Origin of the sequence: Cupriavidus sp. IDO, from assembly GCF_000812465.1 — a bacterium.
GTDB lineage: Bacteria > Pseudomonadota > Gammaproteobacteria > Burkholderiales > Burkholderiaceae > Cupriavidus.
Map to the genome: position 1 here is coordinate 75,233 of NZ_JWMA01000018.1, position 16,109 is coordinate 91,341.

Here is a 16,109-nt window from a genome sequence, read left to right on the forward strand (position 1 = left end):
GAGAGGAAAGTCAGGCGGTGGCGCTGGCGGCCTGCAGACCCCGCGGGAGCGGGAAGGCCATGTTTTCCTCGATGCCTTCGAGGGCGCGAACGTGGCTGGCACCCAGCGCGCGCAGGCGCTCTACAATGGCTTGCGCCAGCTCTTCCGGCGCCGAGGCGCCGGCCGTCAGGCCGATGCGGCGCTTGCCGGCAACCCACTCCGGGCGCACCTGTTCCGGTGCGTCGACCATGTAGGCCGGCACGCCGAGCCGCGCCGCCAGCTCGCGCAGGCGGTTCGAGTTCGAGCTGTTCGGGCTGCCCACCACGATCACCACTTCGACCTTGGGCGCCATGAACTTGACGGCATCCTGCCGGTTCTGCGTCGCGTAGCAGATGTCCTGCTTCTTCGGCTCGCGGATCAGCGGGAATCGCGCCTTCAACGCGGCCACGATCTCAAGTGTTTCATCGACCGACAACGTCGTCTGTGTCACGTAGGCCAGCTGCGTGGGATCGGAAACTTCCAGGCGAGCCACGTCCGCCACGGATTCCACCAGCAGCATGCCACCCTCGGCCTGGCCCATGGTGCCCTCGACTTCGGGGTGACCGCGGTGGCCGATCATCACGATTTCGCAGCCCTCGGCGCGCATCTTGCCGACTTCGACATGCACCTTGGTCACCAGCGGGCAGGTTGCGTCAAACACGTTCAGGCCACGCGAGGCAGCATCGGCGCGCACCTCCCTGGAGACACCGTGGGCGCTGAAGATGACGGTGGCGCCGGCCGGTACCTCGTCCAGTCCATGCACGAACACCGCGCCCTTGCGGCGCAGGTCGGCGACGACGTAGGCGTTGTGAACAATCTCGTGGCGAACGTAGATAGGGGCGCCAAAGCGCGCGAGCGCACGTTCGACGATCTCGATGGCGCGGTCGACGCCGGCGCAGAAGCCGCGCGGCTGCGCCATCAGGATCTCGGCGTCGGGTGCGGTGGTCAGGTCAGGCATGCTGCAATGTCAGGGCAAAGGCGCGCAATCAGAGAATACCGATCAGCTGCACGTCGAACAGGATGGTCTGCCCGGCCAGCGGATGGTTGAAGTCGAACAGCGCTGCGGTCTCGCCGATCTCCTTGAGGACGCCGGCATACTTGCCGCCGCCCGGCGCATTGAATTCGACCAGGTCGCCCGGGCTGTAATCTTCCTCGAACGAGCTGTTCTCGCGCAGCGTCGCGAGCGACACCCACTGCAGCAGTTCGGGATTGCGCGGACCGAAGGCCTGCTCCGGCGCCAGCCGATACGTCATGCGCTCACCCTCGGGCATGCCGAGCAGTGCCTGCTCCAGTGTAGGCGCGAACTGGTCCTGGCCCAGCAGCAGCGTGGCAGGCTTTTCCTCGAACGTGCTGACGACTTCGGTGCCGTTTTCGAGGGAGATGCTGTAGTGAAGCGTCAGGAAGGAGTCTGCCTGGACTGTCTTGCGGCCAGCCGTGCCGCCGTCGGATTCCGACGCAAAAGTTTGCAAATTCATGGGTGATCAACCGGGGAACAACCCATATTGTATTCGACTGGACCATCCAGCGCCCTGCCCGGCCATGCCCGAATACGCCTGGCGAGCCGACGCTGCCACCCCGGAATCCCGAACCATGACCATCACCGACTGGCCGCCCTGCGAGCGGCCCCGCGAGAAACTGCTCGAGTGTGGCGCCGCCGCCCTGTCAGACGCCGAATTGCTGGCCGTGTTCCTGCGCGTGGCCGCCGCCGGAAAGAATGCCGTGGACCTTGCGCGCGAGCTGATGGCCCGTTTCGGCTCGCTGACCCGGCTGTTTGCCGCCGATGCGCCGGCCCTCCTGGCGATCGGGGGATGGGTGCTGCCAAGTACGCGCAGATCCTAACCATCCCCGAACTGGCGCGGCGGGCGCTGGCGGAGTCGTTGCGGCTGCCGCAGGGATTCGATTCGCCGGGGGCGGTGCGCAGCTACCTGCGCCTGACGCTGTCGCCGCTGCATCACGAGGTGTTCCTGTGCCTGTTCCTCGACGCGCGCAACCGGCTGATCGCCAGCGAAGAGCTGTTCCGGGGTACGCTGACCCACACCAGCGTCCATCCGCGCGAAGTGGCCCGCCAGGCCCTGGTCTATAATGCGGCGTCGGTCATCGTGGCGCATAGCCACCCTTCGGGCGTGGCCACGCCACGCCCGAGCGACCTGCAGATGACACAATTGCTGGCGCGCGCTGGAACTGATCGATGTGCGGCTGCTCGATCATTTCATCGTTGCCGACACGTCCATCCACTCGTTCGCGGAGCATCAGCAACTCCGGCCAGCGCTGTGATGCCGGCTGCACGGCAGCAACAACAGGAAGGCAAAAGCACAGAAGGCATTGATTCGCCGATGGTTTCCGGTCTATAATGCCCGTTTTGCTGAAGTCTCAACCGCTGCAGTCCGGGCCCGCGCGCCTTTTGTTGATCTGTTGCGAACATTGTCCACGAATAGAAGAGTTAGGAGTGCTTCATGGCACGCGTCTGTCAAGTGACCGGGAAAGCGCCGATGGTCGGCAACAACGTTTCCCACGCAAACAACAAGACCAAGCGCCGTTTTCTGCCCAACCTGCAGAATCGTCGTTTCTTCGTTGAATCCGAAAACCGCTGGGTGAGCCTGCGCGTCTCGAACGCCGGCCTGCGCCTGATCGATAAGAAAGGCATCGACTCCGTGCTCGCCGACCTGCGTGCACGCGGCGAAGTCTAATTAGGAGTACATCATGGCTAGCAAAGGCGGACGCGACAAGATCAAGCTGGAATCGACCGCAGGTACGGGTCATTTCTACACGACCACCAAGAACAAGCGCACCATGCCGGAAAAGATGGAGATCATGAAGTTCGATCCCGTCGCCCGCAAGCACGTCGCTTACAAGGAAACCAAGATCAAGTAATTGATCAAGGTATCCGACAGAAAAGCCCCGCCCTACGCGGGGCTTTTTGTTTTCCGGCCTCATGCCGCAGTGGCACCGGAGTGATCCCGGCCTGACAGCGCTGCGCCCACCCGTCACCGCGGTGCGATAGGCGCCCAGGAGCCTGTCCATGTAGATGCGGACCCCGGCGCTCAGGTGTAGACTTTGCCGTTTTACCCCACGCCATGCGCGCCCCCGCGCTATCTGCACCATGAACTTCGACGTCGCCATCGTCGGCAGCGGGCTGGCCGGCCTTACGGTCGCGCTGCAACTGGCCGACACCCACCGGGTTGTCATCCTCAGCAAGCGCTCCATGACACAGGGCGCCAGCGACTGGGCCCAGGGCGGCATCGCCGCCGTGCTGGATTCCGGCGACAGCCACGATGAACACACGCAGGACACCCTGGTTGCGGGCGCCGGCCTGTGCGATGAAGGTGCAACGCGCTTCATCGTCGAGCACGGCCGCGAAGCCATCCAGTGGCTGATCGACCGCGGGGTGCCCTTCACCAAGGACGAGCAGGCCGAGCTCGGCTTCCACCTGACGCGTGAAGGCGGCCACAGCCGCCGCCGCATCATCCATGCCGCCGATGCCACCGGCCATGCGGTGGTCAGCACACTTTCCGAGCAGGCGCGCAATCACCCGAACATCACGATCCTCGAAGACCAGTTTGCGATCGACCTGATCACGTCCGCCAAGCTCGGGCTGCCGGGCAACCGCTGCTATGGCTTGTATGTGCTCGACGACAGCACCGGCGAGGTGCGCACCATCACGGCCACCCACACCGTGCTGGCTGCCGGCGGCGCCGGCAAGGTCTATCTCTACACCACCAACCCGGACACCGCGACCGGCGACGGCATTGCGATGGCGTGGCGGGCAGGCTGCCGCGTTTCGAACATGGAGTTCATCCAGTTCCACCCGACCTGCCTGTACCACCCGTACGCCAAGTCCTTCCTGATCTCCGAAGCGGTGCGCGGCGAAGGCGGCCTGCTGAAGCTGCCCGATGGCACCCGCTTCATGCCGGAGCATGATGTGCGCGCCGAACTGGCGCCGCGTGACGTGGTCGCACGCGCGATCGACTTCGAAATGAAGAAGCGCGGCCTGGATTGCGTCTATCTTGACATCACGCACCAGCCTGAAGCCTTCCTGAAGGAACACTTCCCTACCATCCACGCCCGCTGCCTGGAACTCGGCATCGACATCACGCGCCAGCCGATTCCGGTCGTGCCGGCCGCGCACTACACCTGCGGCGGCGTGGTGACCGACACCTCGGGCCGCACCGACCTCGGCAATCTCTACGCGGTCGGCGAAACGGCCTGCACCGGGCTGCATGGTGCCAACCGCCTGGCTTCGAACTCGCTGCTGGAATGCATGGTGATCGGCCGGGCCGCCGCTGAAGACATCGCTGCGCAAGACAAGGCCGGCGTGCCCGACATCACGCTGCCCGCTTGGGACGAAAGCCGGGTGGCGGATGCCGACGAGGAAGTCGTGGTCTCGCACAACTGGGATGAGCTGCGCCGCATGATGTGGAATTACGTCGGCATCGTGCGCACCAGCAAGCGGCTGGAGCGCGCGCAGCACCGCATCGGGCTGCTGCGCGAGGAAATCACCGAGTACTACGCCAACTTCCGCGTCACGCGCGACCTGCTCGAGCTGCGTAATCTGGTCGAGGTTGCGTCGCTGATCGTCGACAGCGCGTATTCGCGCCAGGAAAGCCGGGGCCTGCATTTCAGCCGCGACTACCCGGACTCGCTGCCCAAGGCGCTGCCCACGGTGATCCAGCCGGCCGCCATTCGCCGGAAATAACCCGTCTGGCCACAAAACAAAACGGGGTGGCGGCTTTCGCCCCACCCCGTCTGATCCTGGCAGTCAGGACTCGCCCGCGGACTAGCCCGTGATCCGCAGCGAATAGTCGGTGGCGCGCACGTCCTTGGTCAGCGCCCCGACCGAGATACGGTCCACGCCGGTCTCGGCATACGTACGGATGGTGTCGAAGCTCACCCCGCCAGACACTTCCAGCAGCGCCCTTCCCTGATTGATCTTCACCGCGTCATGCATCATTGGCACGGTGAAGTTGTCGATCAGGATGGATTTCGCACCCGCAGCCAGGGCTTCTTCCAGCTCCGCCAGCGATTCCACCTCGATCTGCACAGGTGCGTCCGAACCGAGAGCCTGCGCCGCGCGCATGGCCGCCGTGATGCTGCCGGCCGCCGCGATATGGTTCTCTTTGATCAGGATGCCGTCGTACAGTGCCAGGCGCTGGTTCTCGCCGCCGCCCATCTTGACCGCATATTTCTGCGCCAGACGAAGGCCGGGCAGCGTCTTGCGGGTATCGAGCACGCGCGCGCGGGTGCCGGCGATCAGGTCGGCATAGCGGCGCGTGGCCGTGGCCACGCCGGAAAGCAGCTGCAGGAAATTGAGAGAAGGCCGCTCGGCCGTCAGCAATGCCCGCGCCGGGCCGGAGATCTCGCAGACCACCGAGTCCTTCTCCATGCGGGCGCCTTCCTGCTGAAGCCAGCGCACGTCGAGCTGCTGGTCGACTGCGCGCATGCAGGCCTCGAACCACGGCTGGCCGCACAGTACGGATTCCTCGCGCACCATGACGCGCGCCTGGGCGCGCTTGCCGGCCGGCACCAGCAGGCCGGTCAAATCACCGCTGCCAACGTCCTCGGCGATCGCAGCCTTGACGTTGGATTCCAGCGCAGCCTTCAGGGCCGGGCCATAGCTGTCGAAAACGGGATTCACGCTCATGCCGGGCCGATCCCCTGGAACAGCGCCTGCTCCTTCGCCAGGTCAGCGGCGGGGCGCACATTGGCCTTCTGCTGGGCGGCGAAATCCAGCATGCGGTCGATGCAGGTCACGGCCTGCCGCCCGATCACCGGATCCACATGGATCTCGTTGCGGCCCGTCTCCAGGACTTCCGCCAGATTGGTCAGCGCATTCATCGCCATCCACGGGCAGTGCGCGCAGCTCTTGCAGGTGGCACTGTTGCCGGCCGTCGGCGCTTCGATGAAGTGCTTGCCGGGTGCGGCCATCCGCATCTTGTGCAGGATGCCGTTGTCGGTCGCCACGATGAATTCCTTGGCGTCGAGCTGCTGGGCGGCTGCGATCAGCTGCGAAGTCGATCCGACCACGTCGGCCTGCGCCACCACGTTGGCCGGCGACTCCGGGTGCACCAGGATCCTGGCGTTCGGAAATTCCCGACGCAGCAGATCCAGTTCGATGCCCTTGAACTCGTCGTGGACCAGGCAGGAGCCCTGCCACAGCAGCATGTCTGCGCCGGTCTGCTTCTGGATATAGCCGCCCAGATGCTTGTCCGGCGCCCACAGGATCTTCTTGCCCTGCGCGTGCAGGTGCTCGACGATCTTCAGGCCGATGCTTGACGTCACCATCCAGTCGGCCCGTGCTTTCACCGCCGCGCTGGTGTTGGCATACACCACCACCGTGCGATCAGGATGGGCATCGCAGAATGCAGCGAACTCGTCGGCCGGGCAACCGAGATCCAGCGAGCAGGTCGCGTCGAGGTCCGGCATCAGCACCGTCTTTTCGGGGCTCAGGATCTTGGCGGTCTCGCCCATGAAGCGCACGCCGGCAACCACCAGCGTCCTGGCTTCATGATCGCGGCCAAAGCGCGCCATTTCGAGCGAATCCGAGACGCATCCGCCGGTTTCCTCGGCCAGGTCCTGCAGGTCGGCATCGACGTAATAGTGCGCCACCAGGACCGCGTTGCGCTCCTTCAGTAGGCGCCTGATGCGAGCCTTGAGCGCCTGGCGCTCGTCAGGCGAAAGCACCGGCGGCACCTTGGCCCAGGCATGGGCCACGCAGCTGCCTCCAGTGGCGTTTTCGGCATCCGCCAGGTTCGGTTTCTCGAACTCGACGGTCTTGATCGATTGTGGGGTCATCTCCGGTACTCCTCTTGACCTCCGCCATGTGGAACCATGCGGCCAGCCAGAACATTGGGGAGTTTAACTAAAACAAAAGCCCCGCCATGGGCGGGGCCTTATGAAGCCATTCGGGCGCGGGCCCGATTGTATCAGGCGTAGCGGCGCAGGCGCAGCGAAAAATCTTGCAGCGCCTGGATGCCGCTGGCCTCGGCGCGGTGGCACCAGGCCTGCAGCTGCTGCAGCAGCTGTTCGCGCGTCAGGTTCGAACGGCCCCAGATCGCAGCCAGTTCGCGACGCATTTCCACGAAAGTCTCCAGCGCCTTGTTCTGCTCGACGATGCTGGCCAGCTGTTCGCGCTGCGGCGCGGCCAGCTTGGTCTCTTCGCGGTGGAACCACTTGCTGGCGGGCTTGAAGCTGCGGTACTCGGCAACGCGGCCTTCCTTGAGCTTTTCCAGCTCCTGGCGGAACGCGCCCTTCACTGCCTTGGCGTAGCGGGCCATCACGTCATAGCGGTTGGCGATGATCGCTTCCAGCGTGTTGTGATCGACCGGACGAGCCTCGACCAGGCGAGCCTTGGGCGGCGTCTTCTTGACCTTGGCCAGGCCAACTGCCTGCATCGCGCGGATATAGCCCCAGCCCACATCGAATTCGTACCACTTGATCGAGAACTTGGCCGACGTCGGGTAGGTGTGGTGATTGTTGTGCAGCTCTTCGCCGCCGATGATCAGGCCCCACGGCGAGACATTGGTCGAAGCGTCTTCGCAATCGTAGTTGCGATAGCCCCACCAGTGGCCAAGGCCATTGATGATGCCGGCTGCGTGGATCGGAATCCACAGCATCTGCACGGCCCACACGGTCATGCCGATCACGCCGAACAGCGCCAGGTCGATGATCAGCATCAGGCCAACGCCCTGCCAGCCGAAGCGCGAGTACACGTTGCGCTCGATCCAGTCATTCGGGCAGCCGTGGCCGAACTTGGCGACGGTTTCCTTGTTCTTGGCTTCTTCGCGATATAGCTCGGCGCCTTCCAGCAACACCTTGCGGATGCCGCGGGTCTGCGGGCTGTGCGGATCGTCTTCCGTTTCGCATTTGGCGTGATGCTTGCGGTGGATGGCGGTCCACTCGCGGGTCACCATGCCGGTGGTCAGCCAGAGCCAGAAGCGGAAGAAATGCTGGGCAATCGGGTGCAGGTCCAGCGACCGGTGCGCCATGCAGCGGTGCAGGAAAATCGTGACGCCCGAGATGGTGATGTGCGTCATCACCAGGGTGTAGATCACGATCTCCCACCAGGACCAGTTGGCAAGGCCGTTGGCGGCCCAGTCAAGAATAGTGTCGAACAAACTGTTCTCCGTCGGTTAAACAGGGTCTTTCCCGTGCGGCGCGAAAGCGCGGCGCACAAATCCACAAAGGCGCGCAGAAAAAAGACTGCAAATCAGGTGATTGCTAATATCTTTGGCGCCTGCCACGGGACCCGAATCTGGTCGGGGCTCCCGGCACGCGAGTCTGGCGCCGGCCGGAGCTGGCGGGACAAGGTACGAGCCGCTGCAATCTGGCGGCTGTCTGATGTGGGAGCGGGATGCATACAACCCGCGACAACCCAGTATTCTACCGGATTCGACAAGCAGCAGGCATCCGCTTTTTCCCGAGTTTGACGGGGCACAAGGCCTTTCGTTCCAGGGGGTGCCGCATGCGTCGCCCCGCTGGACGCTTATGCCGATTCCACCGTTCTGCCCTGCTCCAGATGTGGCGCCGATTCCGCATTTGACAAGGGAATCTCGCCCAGAACGCGGACTTCACGCTGCGGATAGGGAATCGAGATGCTGTTTTCACGCAACGTCCGCCAGATTGCACGGTTCATCGCCGATTGAACCCCAAGCTTTCCGTTCTGCGGATCGGCGATGTAGACGGCAACTTCGTACTCGATGCCGCTGTCGGCGAACAATACGAGGAACGCGGCAGGCTCCGGCTCCTTCAGCACACGTGGAATATCGCGCACACAGTTCGCCAGTAGCGCGATCACGGTTTCCGGGTCGGCCGAGTAGTCAGCCTGTACCCGCGTGGCGACGCGAACGTTGGTATTGGAGAAGGAATGGTTCTGCACCGACTGGGCGACCAATTGCTCGTTCGGCACCAGCGTCTCGCCATCCCCGTTGCGCACCACCGTGTAGCGGGTGCGGATCTGCGAGACGATGCCGGTGTACTTGTCGACCGTGATCTGGTCGCCCAGCTTTACCGAGCGGTCGAGCAGGATGATGAACCCGGAAATATAGTTGCTGGCAATCTTCTGCAGACCCAGACCCAGGCCCACGCCGAGCGCGCCGCCGAACACAGACAGCACCGTCAGGTCGATGCCGACCAGCGACAGGCTCAGCAGCAACGAAACGAGCAGCAGCAGCGCCTTGGCGATCCGCGTCAGCACAACCTTGAGATTGCCGTCGAGGTTGGTCGAGCGCATCAGCCGCTCTTCCAGCCAGGATCCGAACCACATCGCGACCAGCACGGTCAGCAGGATCCACACCACCGCCATCAGCGTATCGGCCAGGTTGATCTTCTGCTTGCCGCCGATCGAGAAGCGCACGGCCTCCATCCAGCCGACCACGTCCCACAGCAGGCCCAGCACATAGAGAGCCATGGCCACCCACGTCAGGGTAGTGAGGACTTTTTCCACCAGCAGCAGCATGCCGTGCAACTGACCGCTGCCAGACAGCACCCGACGCAGGATGTAGAAGGCGAAGTTCAGGAAGGTAATGCCGAATAACGGTACCAGCGCCAGCCGCAGCACGCTGACAGCGATCACCGGTTCCAGGCTGTAGCGGGCCACCATCACCAGCAGCCAGCCGAACAGCGGGAACATGGCCCGCTCCAGGCTGACCGCCGCGAAGCGCATCGAGAAGCTGGAAGCCGCGTAGCGGGCCTCGAGGCGCTTCACGACAAAGCGTGCCAGAGGCCAGGCCACCAGCAGGCAGCCACCGAGCACGGCAAGCTGCCAGATAAAGCCCGGACCGCCCGCATCGTGGATCAGGTCTTCGAGCATCTTGCCGAACATGGAATGGGAGGCCTTGAGATCGGACAGTGGATTGCCGTTCATCTGAAAACTCGAACTATGCGGATCGCGCAGCTACGCAAGGGATAGCTTGCGCGTACGGACGGCATTCCCGGCTGGTGAGCCGGGAATGCTGAAGTCTGGCGGGTGGCGCAGGTTTGGCTGTCTTAGCTGGTGCGCTCGAGCACCGCGGCAAAGAAGCCGTCGGTCTGGTGGAGGTGCGGATACAGCGCGAACATGCCGGTATCCGCAGCCAACGCGGGAACTTCGATCTTCTGCTCGGCCAGCACTTCGCTGACCGGCACCAGCCGGAAATTCGGATGCGAAGCGAGAAAATCGCGCACGATCGCTTCATTCTCCGCCTCCAGCACGCTGCAGGTGGCATAGACGACGCGACCGCCACCCTTGACCAGCCGCGCGGCCGAATCCAGGATTGCGCTCTGCTTGGCGGTCAGTTCCAGCACCGACTGTGGCGTCTGGCGCCACTTCAGGTCGGGATTGCGGCGCAGCGTGCCCAGGCCGCTGCAGGGCGCGTCGACCAGCACGCGATCGGCCTTGCCGGCGAGGCGCTTGATCTTGGCATCGCGCTCCGAATCGATCAGGACCGGGTGCACGTTGGACAAGCCGCTGCGCGCCAGCCGGGGCTTCAGGTTGGCCAGGCGTTTCTCGGATACGTCGAATGCATAAAGGCGACCGGTCGAGCGCATCGCGGCGCCCAGTGCCAGCGTCTTGCCGCCGGCGCCGGCGCAGAAATCCACCACCATCTCGCCGCGCTTCGGTGCGACCAGGTTACACAGCAACTGGCTGCCTTCGTCCTGCACCTCGACCAGGCCATTGACGAAGATCGGCAGCTGGTTCAGTGCCGGCTTGCCGGCCATGCGGATGCCTGCGGGCGCCATCGGCGTCGGCTCTGCGCCAAGGCCGGCAGCTTCCAGCTCGGCCAACGCAGCCTCGCGCGAAGTCTTGCCCAGATTGACCCGGAGGTCGAGCGGCGCCGGGCGCAGCCAGGCATCGCCAAGCGCGGCGGCGAATGCTTCACCGTGGCGCTTTGCCAGTTCATCGAACAGCCACTCGGGCAGGTTGGCCCGCACGCGCGGTGCCAGGCTCGAGCGCTCGATGGTGGTCAGCCGGTCCAGCCACTCCGCCTCTTCCGGATACAGGAAGGGCGTCAGGGCGTCGCGGCCCAGCGTCGAGGCCAGGCCAAGCAAAGCGAGGCGACGCGACGTGGCACCGCTGCCGCTTTCCGCGAACTGGGCAAACTCGACGCGTCGGCGCAACACCGCGTAGACCGCCTCGGCAATGATGCCGCGCTCGCGATGGCCGAGCTTGCTGTTCTCGCGGAAGTAATAGCTCACCACGGCATCTGCCGGGCGTGCAAACAGCATCACCTTGCCGAGCAGGCGATCGATATGCTGGATATGGGAAGCATGCAGGCTGCCGTGCGTGCGCACCGGCGAGCCGTCGGCCGGCCTGCGGATCGGGCTGGACTTGCCCCTGCCGCTCTTCTTGTGGGCGGGCTGTCGCCCTTCGCTGCGCTCCTGTCGGGCGCCTGTCTGGTTGCGGCTCATGGCTACACTCCTGCCGCCGGCGTGCCGGCGGAGATGGCCATGAGCAATTGCGGCTCGGCCGGGTTGATGACTTGTACAACGCCGTCCTGCAGATGCAGGCGGTCTTCCACGAACCATTGCACGGCACGCGGATAAATGACGTGCTCGCATTCCAGCAAGCGCGCCGCCAGCGTGTCGGGGGTATCGGTCGGCAGCACGTCGAGTGCCGCCTGGATCACTATTGGGCCGTGATCGAGCTCGGGCGTAACGAAATGCACCGACGCGCCATGCAGCTTGACGCCAGCTTCCAGCGCCTGCTTGTGAGTATTCAGCCCCGGGAAGCACGGCAGCAGCGACGGATGGATATTCAGCAACCGGCCCGCGTAGCGGTCGACGAAACCGGAAGTCAGGATGCGCATGAAGCCCGCCAGCACGACCAGATCCGGCTCGTGGGCATCGATGGCCGCGGCCAGCGCGGCGTCAAAGCTGGTGCGGTCAGGATACTGGCGATGATCCACCACGCCGGTGGCAATGCCGTGGCTTTCAGCAAATTGCAGGCCGGGGGCTTCTGGCCGGTTAGACAGTACTGCCGCCACGCGCGCCGGCCAGCCTCCGGCAGCGCAGGCTCGGACGATGGCTTCCATATTGGTGCCACGCCCGGAAATCAGGATTACGATTTTTTTCATCGCGCAATTCTACCAAGTGAAGCACTAAACTTCGCGAATGCGTATACATTAGGTGCTTAATTCACAGGAACCTTGCGCGACACATGGGGCTGACATGGGCAATAGGGCCGGATACCCCCGACTGATGGATTGTGACGCCTCGCCCGCTCTGCTAGAGTGGGCCCTACGTCCACGCGCCATGCTAGTGCATGCTGGTGACAACAAGGACGAAACGGGAAATTAGACGGGAATACGCATGTCGAACGCTGCACCGACGTTGTTGGTGGTCGATGATCATCCTATGGCCTTGTCAGGCACCACTGCCTTCCTTGCAGAAGTGATGCCGGACGTTGCGGTACACGCCGCAGGTAGCGCCAAGGAAGCGCTGAGCAGCCTGCAGCAGGGGCTGCGCCCGGATATCGTGCTGCTCGATATCTGGCTGAATGACGGTACCGGCTTCGATGCCATGCAGGCGTTCAAGACCGTTATTCCGGGCGCCCGCTTTATCTTCATGTCTGCCGAGGCCACGCCCGAAATCGTCGGCCGCGCCCGCGCGCTGTCGGCCTGCGGCTTTGTCGGCAAGCACCTGGATGCGAACGCATTTACCGCCGCCGTGCGCAAGGTACTGGCCGGCGACACTTCCTTCCCTTCCGATGAAGCCCTGAACGGCCGCGCCCAGTCATTCGGCCCCGCGCACGGCATTCCGGTTACGCCGGCGGAACTCGGCCTTACGCCGCGCCAGGGGTCGGTGCTTGCGCTGGTGCTCGAGGGCTTGCCCAACAAAGTGATTGCGCGCCGACTGGGACTGACCGAGAACACGGTCAAGGAACACGTGTCGGCAATCCTGCAGCGGCTGGGCGTGCGCACCCGCATGCAGGTGATGTCGCGGATGGAACGCTTCCGCCTGCGCCAGTAGTTGCGCCGGCCGCCGCGGGCCTCTCCGTTCAGGCGGCGCGCAGCCAGCGCCGCAGCAACAGCCGCAGGGAAGCCGGATCGACCGGCTTGGGCAAGACGAAATACCCCGCTTCTTCCGCCGCCGCCAGCGCGGCGGACTTCAGGTCGCCGGTCAGCAGCGCGCTGCGCGCCTGCGGCTGCGTGTTCTGCCAGCGCTCCAGCAGGTCAAGGCCGTTCTCGCTGCCTGGCAGACGCAGGTCGCAGAAGATAATGTCCGGGCGCAAACCCTTGGCAAACAGCGCGTCAGCCTCCGCGCCATGCGCGGCGCACGCGACGCGGATGCCCCAGGCCTCCATCAGCGCAATCCACGCCTTGCGGATCTGGCTGTCGTCGTCGACCACCAGCACGGTGCCCCGCAACCGGTCGGGCTTCGCCTCCTCCGCCTGCGCCAATGCACGCATCTCGCGCACGTTGGCCACGGTCTCGGCCGGCACCGGTCCCAGCGCAAACCAGAATACCGAGCCCTTGCCGGGCACCGAGCGCACACCATAAGTGCCGCGCATCAGGCGCACGCATTCCTTGAAGATCGCCAGGCCCAGCCCGAGGCCTTGCGACGGGTCGCGCTGCGGGTTGTGGACCTGGTAGTAAGGGGAGAAGATTTCCGGCAGGTGTTCGGGCGTGACACCGGCGCCGGTATCCCAAACTTCTAGCCGGACATGCTTGCGGCGCTGGCGCGCGGTCACCAGCACGCCGCCGCGCTGGGTGTAACGCAGCGCGTTCTGCACCAGGTTGAACAACGCCCTGCGCAGCAGCACCGGCTCGGCCATGGCGTAGAGCTCATCGGGCACGCGCGGGGTCAATGTCAGGCCGCTCTCCCTCGCGTCGGCGGCAAACTGGCTCATCACATCGCGGATCAGCGCGCCCAGTTCGCACGGCTCCAGCGTCGGCAGGACCTTGCGGCCTTCGAGCTTGGACAGGTCCAGCAGCGAGCGGAACAGCAGGTCGATGGTCTGCGTCCCGGCAGCCACCTGCTCCACCAGCGGATGGAGCGCGCTCGACTGGTTACGCGCACGCAGTGCCTCCACCAGCATGACCAGGGCGTGCACCGGCTGGCGCAAATCGTGGCTGGCGGCAGCCAGGAAGCGGGATTTCTCCTCGCTCGCATGAAGCGCCCGCTCCTTCTCGTCCTGGAACTGCCTGGCCAGGCGCCGGCTGTCGCCTTCCAGCTGGATGGCGCGCACCAGCGTGCGCTGCAGGTTGAGGGCGTGGCGCGACAGCATCAGCGCGTAGATCACCAGCAGTACCTGCACATAGCCGCCGTGGCCCGGGAAGGCAAACTCGGCCAGCAGGATATTCGGCACCAGGATTGGCACGCCGGCATAGACGAGGTTCGACGGCACCGGCGACTGCGACATGGCGCCGCCGGCGAGCACGCCCAGCGTCAGCAGGTACAGCACACTGGAAAACAGCACCGAGTCTGTATACAAATGCAGCAGCGCGGAGCTTCCCCACGTCAGCCCGGTCAGGAAGGCCACGGCGCGCATGTTGTTCCACCACTTGCGCGTGTGCGCCGAGCGGCTCATGGTAGCGCTGTCGCGCTGGTAGCCGAGGTAGAACCACGTGCCCCCTGCGGTGAGCACCTGCATGACGGCACACCAGCCCAGCAGCGCGGCGTGATTGGCCTGGCCCCAGAATGCCACGGCCGTCAGCAGGGGAAGCAGGATGGGCGCGATGATGCCTGACGGCGAAGCCTTGTGGACGATCGCCAGCAGTTTGGCCCGGGTCTCGGTATCGAGCTCGGCGCTTGGGGGCGGCAGTAGTCGCGACAGGAACCGCGACAGGTATCGGTTTGGCAGCGCGTTCAAGGTGGCTGGCGTGGGCGGCGGCCGCTAACGTACAGGCATGGCGGGGTGCGATCCGATCCCGGGGTCGCGCCGCGCGCCGCATGTGCTTTGCGCGCCAGTCTTCTGGTTGCCGCATATCATGCCGCCTTTTGCCGCGCTGCGCCATGCCGGGGGCCGGCTGCGGCACAAAAACACCAACGCGGCACACCCGAGGCGACACCGGAAAGGGCAAGCGGACCCATTCGCCTTATAATGCTCGCTTTACCCGAAACGTTTTTCGCCGTCCCCGTGAAAGTCTTCCGCGGCCTGCCCAACGCCGAGAGCCGGGCGCCCTGCGCGCTCACCATCGGCAATTTCGACGGTGTGCATCGCGGCCACCAGTCGCTGCTCGCGCGCGCGCGCGCGGCGGCCGACGCACGCGGGCTGCCGCTGTGCGTGATGACGTTCGAGCCGCACCCGCGCGAATTTTTCACGCCGGACAAGGCCCCCACCCGCATCGCCCTGCTGCGTGACAAGCTCGAAAGCCTGCGCCGCAACGGCGTCGACCGCGTGGTGGTGGAGCACTTCAACGCCCACTTTGCCGGGCAGTCGCCGCAGGAATTTGTCGAGAACGTGTTGTGGCACGGCCTGCACGCGCGCTGGGTCCTGGTGGGTGATGATTTCCGCTTTGGCGCCAGGCGCGCCGGCGATTTTGCCTACCTGCAGGACGCCGGCAAGCGCTTCGGCTTCGATGTCGAGCAAATGGGCTCGGTCTCGGAAGGCGGCATCCGCATTTCCAGCTCAGCCGTACGGCAGGCGCTGGCCGATGGCGACCTGGAGCACGCCCGCCGCCTGCTCGGCCATGGCTACGCGATCAGCGGCCACGTGATCCACGGCCGCAAGCTCGGCCGCGACCTCGGTTTTCCGACGCTGAACCTGCGCATCTCGCACAAGCGCCCGGCGGTGAGCGGCATCTTCGTGGTCCAGGTGCACGGCATTGCCGACCACCCGCTGCCCGGCGTGGCCAGCATCGGCGTGCGTCCGACCATCGAGGACGCCGGCCGGGTGCTGCTCGAAGTGCATCTGTTCGATTTCAACGAGAACCTGTACGGCAAGCTGATCCGGGTGGAATTCATGAAGAAGCTGCGCGACGAAGCGCGCTTCGACAGCCTGGACGCCCTGACGGCAGCCATCGCAAAGGACAGCGCCGAAGCGCGCGGCTTCTTTGGCCTGACCGCGCCGGACGCGCCCGAGGGCACCTCGGAAGGCAGTGGCAAGCGGGATTTCGCCACCTCCGCGACCGACCGAATTAGCTAGCGGCCGGCGCCCGCTGCCGCGGGCCCCGGTT

Annotated in this window: 14 protein-coding genes and 1 pseudogene; 6 read left to right on the forward strand and 9 right to left on the reverse strand. The window is 64.9% G+C overall.

Annotated features, from left to right (window positions below):
- Nucleotides 1-10: 10 nt before the first annotated feature.
- Both ispH and RM96_RS06500 read right to left on the reverse strand, forming a co-directional pair.
- Nucleotides 11-976 (reverse strand): 4-hydroxy-3-methylbut-2-enyl diphosphate reductase, encoded by a 966-nt coding sequence (ispH, locus tag RM96_RS06495; protein WP_039008954.1) that lies wholly within the window; start codon nt 974-976, stop codon nt 11-13.
- Between the two features lie 28 nt (nt 977-1,004).
- Complete coding sequence (locus RM96_RS06500; RefSeq protein ID WP_039008956.1) at nt 1,005-1,493, reverse strand: FKBP-type peptidyl-prolyl cis-trans isomerase; 489 nt, start codon at nt 1,491-1,493, stop codon at nt 1,005-1,007.
- Between the two features lie 115 nt (nt 1,494-1,608).
- Here RM96_RS06500 and radC point away from each other — a divergent pair.
- The 4 genes and pseudogenes from radC to nadB all read left to right on the forward strand — a co-directional run bounded on the left by radC (nt 1,609) and on the right by nadB (nt 4,711).
- Nucleotides 1,609-2,292, forward strand: a pseudogene (gene radC / locus RM96_RS06505) (RadC family protein).
- Nucleotides 2,293-2,471: 179 nt separating this feature from the next.
- Nucleotides 2,472-2,705: a 50S ribosomal protein L28 gene (gene rpmB / locus RM96_RS06510; protein ID WP_006575661.1), complete on the forward strand. Its 234-nt coding sequence runs from the start codon at nt 2,472-2,474 to the stop codon at nt 2,703-2,705.
- Nucleotides 2,706-2,718: 13 nt separating this feature from the next.
- Entirely contained in the window at nt 2,719-2,889 is a 171-nt protein-coding gene (gene rpmG / locus RM96_RS06515) for a 50S ribosomal protein L33 (protein WP_010814980.1), read from the forward strand.
- Nucleotides 2,890-3,118: 229 nt separating this feature from the next.
- Nucleotides 3,119-4,711, forward strand: a complete 1,593-nt coding sequence (gene nadB / locus RM96_RS06520) for an L-aspartate oxidase (RefSeq protein WP_039008963.1) — start codon at nt 3,119-3,121, stop codon at nt 4,709-4,711.
- Between the two features lie 81 nt (nt 4,712-4,792).
- Here the strand turns inward: nadB and nadC are convergent, their stop codons facing one another.
- The 6 genes from nadC to purN form a co-directional block, all read right to left on the reverse strand.
- Nucleotides 4,793-5,656 (reverse strand): carboxylating nicotinate-nucleotide diphosphorylase, encoded by an 864-nt coding sequence (gene nadC, locus RM96_RS06525; RefSeq protein ID WP_039008965.1) that lies wholly within the window; start codon nt 5,654-5,656, stop codon nt 4,793-4,795.
- The gene (nadA, locus tag RM96_RS06530) at nt 5,653-6,807 is read right to left on the reverse strand and encodes a quinolinate synthase NadA (protein ID WP_039008967.1); all 1,155 of its coding nucleotides are present in this window, start codon (nt 6,805-6,807) and stop codon (nt 5,653-5,655) included. Before nadA ends, nadC begins: the two co-directional genes overlap by 4 nt.
- A 131-nt stretch (nt 6,808-6,938) precedes the next feature.
- Nucleotides 6,939-8,129 (reverse strand): DesA family fatty acid desaturase, encoded by a 1,191-nt coding sequence (locus RM96_RS06535; RefSeq protein ID WP_039008970.1) that lies wholly within the window; start codon nt 8,127-8,129, stop codon nt 6,939-6,941.
- Nucleotides 8,130-8,497: 368 nt separating this feature from the next.
- A complete protein-coding gene (locus RM96_RS06540) occupies nt 8,498-9,877 on the reverse strand; it encodes a mechanosensitive ion channel family protein (RefSeq protein WP_039008972.1) in 1,380 nt (459 codons plus the stop codon).
- Nucleotides 9,878-9,999: 122 nt separating this feature from the next.
- On the reverse strand, nt 10,000-11,400 hold the full coding sequence (locus tag RM96_RS06545) for an RsmB/NOP family class I SAM-dependent RNA methyltransferase (RefSeq protein WP_039008974.1): 1,401 nt from the start codon (nt 11,398-11,400) through the stop codon (nt 10,000-10,002).
- Between the two features lie 2 nt (nt 11,401-11,402).
- The gene (purN, locus tag RM96_RS06550) at nt 11,403-12,065 is read right to left on the reverse strand and encodes a phosphoribosylglycinamide formyltransferase (protein WP_039008975.1); all 663 of its coding nucleotides are present in this window, start codon (nt 12,063-12,065) and stop codon (nt 11,403-11,405) included.
- A 235-nt stretch (nt 12,066-12,300) separates the two neighbouring features.
- Between purN and RM96_RS06555 the strand changes: the two genes are divergently transcribed.
- Entirely contained in the window at nt 12,301-12,960 is a 660-nt protein-coding gene (locus RM96_RS06555; protein ID WP_039008977.1) for a response regulator, read from the forward strand.
- A 28-nt stretch (nt 12,961-12,988) separates the two neighbouring features.
- On the opposite strand, the gene RM96_RS06560 is transcribed toward RM96_RS06555, so the two are convergent.
- Nucleotides 12,989-14,803 carry a hybrid sensor histidine kinase/response regulator gene (locus RM96_RS06560; RefSeq protein WP_039008980.1) on the reverse strand — a complete coding sequence of 605 codons (1,815 nt, stop codon included), beginning with the start codon at nt 14,801-14,803 and terminating at the stop codon, nt 12,989-12,991.
- Between the two features lie 267 nt (nt 14,804-15,070).
- Between RM96_RS06560 and RM96_RS06565 the strand changes: the two genes are divergently transcribed.
- Nucleotides 15,071-16,078, forward strand: coding sequence for a bifunctional riboflavin kinase/FAD synthetase (locus RM96_RS06565; RefSeq protein WP_039009146.1), 1,008 nt, complete (start codon nt 15,071-15,073; stop codon nt 16,076-16,078).
- The last annotated feature ends 31 nt before the right edge of the window (nt 16,079-16,109 follow it).

What these genes read in the sequence shown, in the direction of transcription:
- rpmB (WP_006575661.1), top strand. Translation starts at nt 2,472, where the DNA reads ATGGCACGCGTCTGTCAAGTGACCGGGAAAGCGCCGATGGTCGGCAAC.
- nadB (WP_039008963.1), top strand. Translation starts at nt 3,119, where the DNA reads ATGAACTTCGACGTCGCCATCGTCGGCAGCGGGCTGGCCGGCCTTACG.
- purN (WP_039008975.1), bottom strand. Translation starts at nt 12,065, where the DNA reads ATGAAAAAAATCGTAATCCTGATTTCCGGGCGTGGCACCAATATGGAA.
- RM96_RS06500 (WP_039008956.1), bottom strand. Translation starts at nt 1,493, where the DNA reads ATGAATTTGCAAACTTTTGCGTCGGAATCCGACGGCGGCACGGCTGGC.
- ispH (WP_039008954.1), bottom strand. Translation starts at nt 976, where the DNA reads ATGCCTGACCTGACCACCGCACCCGACGCCGAGATCCTGATGGCGCAG.
- rpmG (WP_010814980.1), top strand. Translation starts at nt 2,719, where the DNA reads ATGGCTAGCAAAGGCGGACGCGACAAGATCAAGCTGGAATCGACCGCA.
- nadA (WP_039008967.1), bottom strand. Translation starts at nt 6,807, where the DNA reads ATGACCCCACAATCGATCAAGACCGTCGAGTTCGAGAAACCGAACCTG.
- RM96_RS06555 (WP_039008977.1), top strand. Translation starts at nt 12,301, where the DNA reads ATGTCGAACGCTGCACCGACGTTGTTGGTGGTCGATGATCATCCTATG.
- RM96_RS06540 (WP_039008972.1), bottom strand. Translation starts at nt 9,877, where the DNA reads ATGAACGGCAATCCACTGTCCGATCTCAAGGCCTCCCATTCCATGTTC.
- nadC (WP_039008965.1), bottom strand. Translation starts at nt 5,656, where the DNA reads ATGAGCGTGAATCCCGTTTTCGACAGCTATGGCCCGGCCCTGAAGGCT.
- RM96_RS06545 (WP_039008974.1), bottom strand. Translation starts at nt 11,400, where the DNA reads ATGAGCCGCAACCAGACAGGCGCCCGACAGGAGCGCAGCGAAGGGCGA.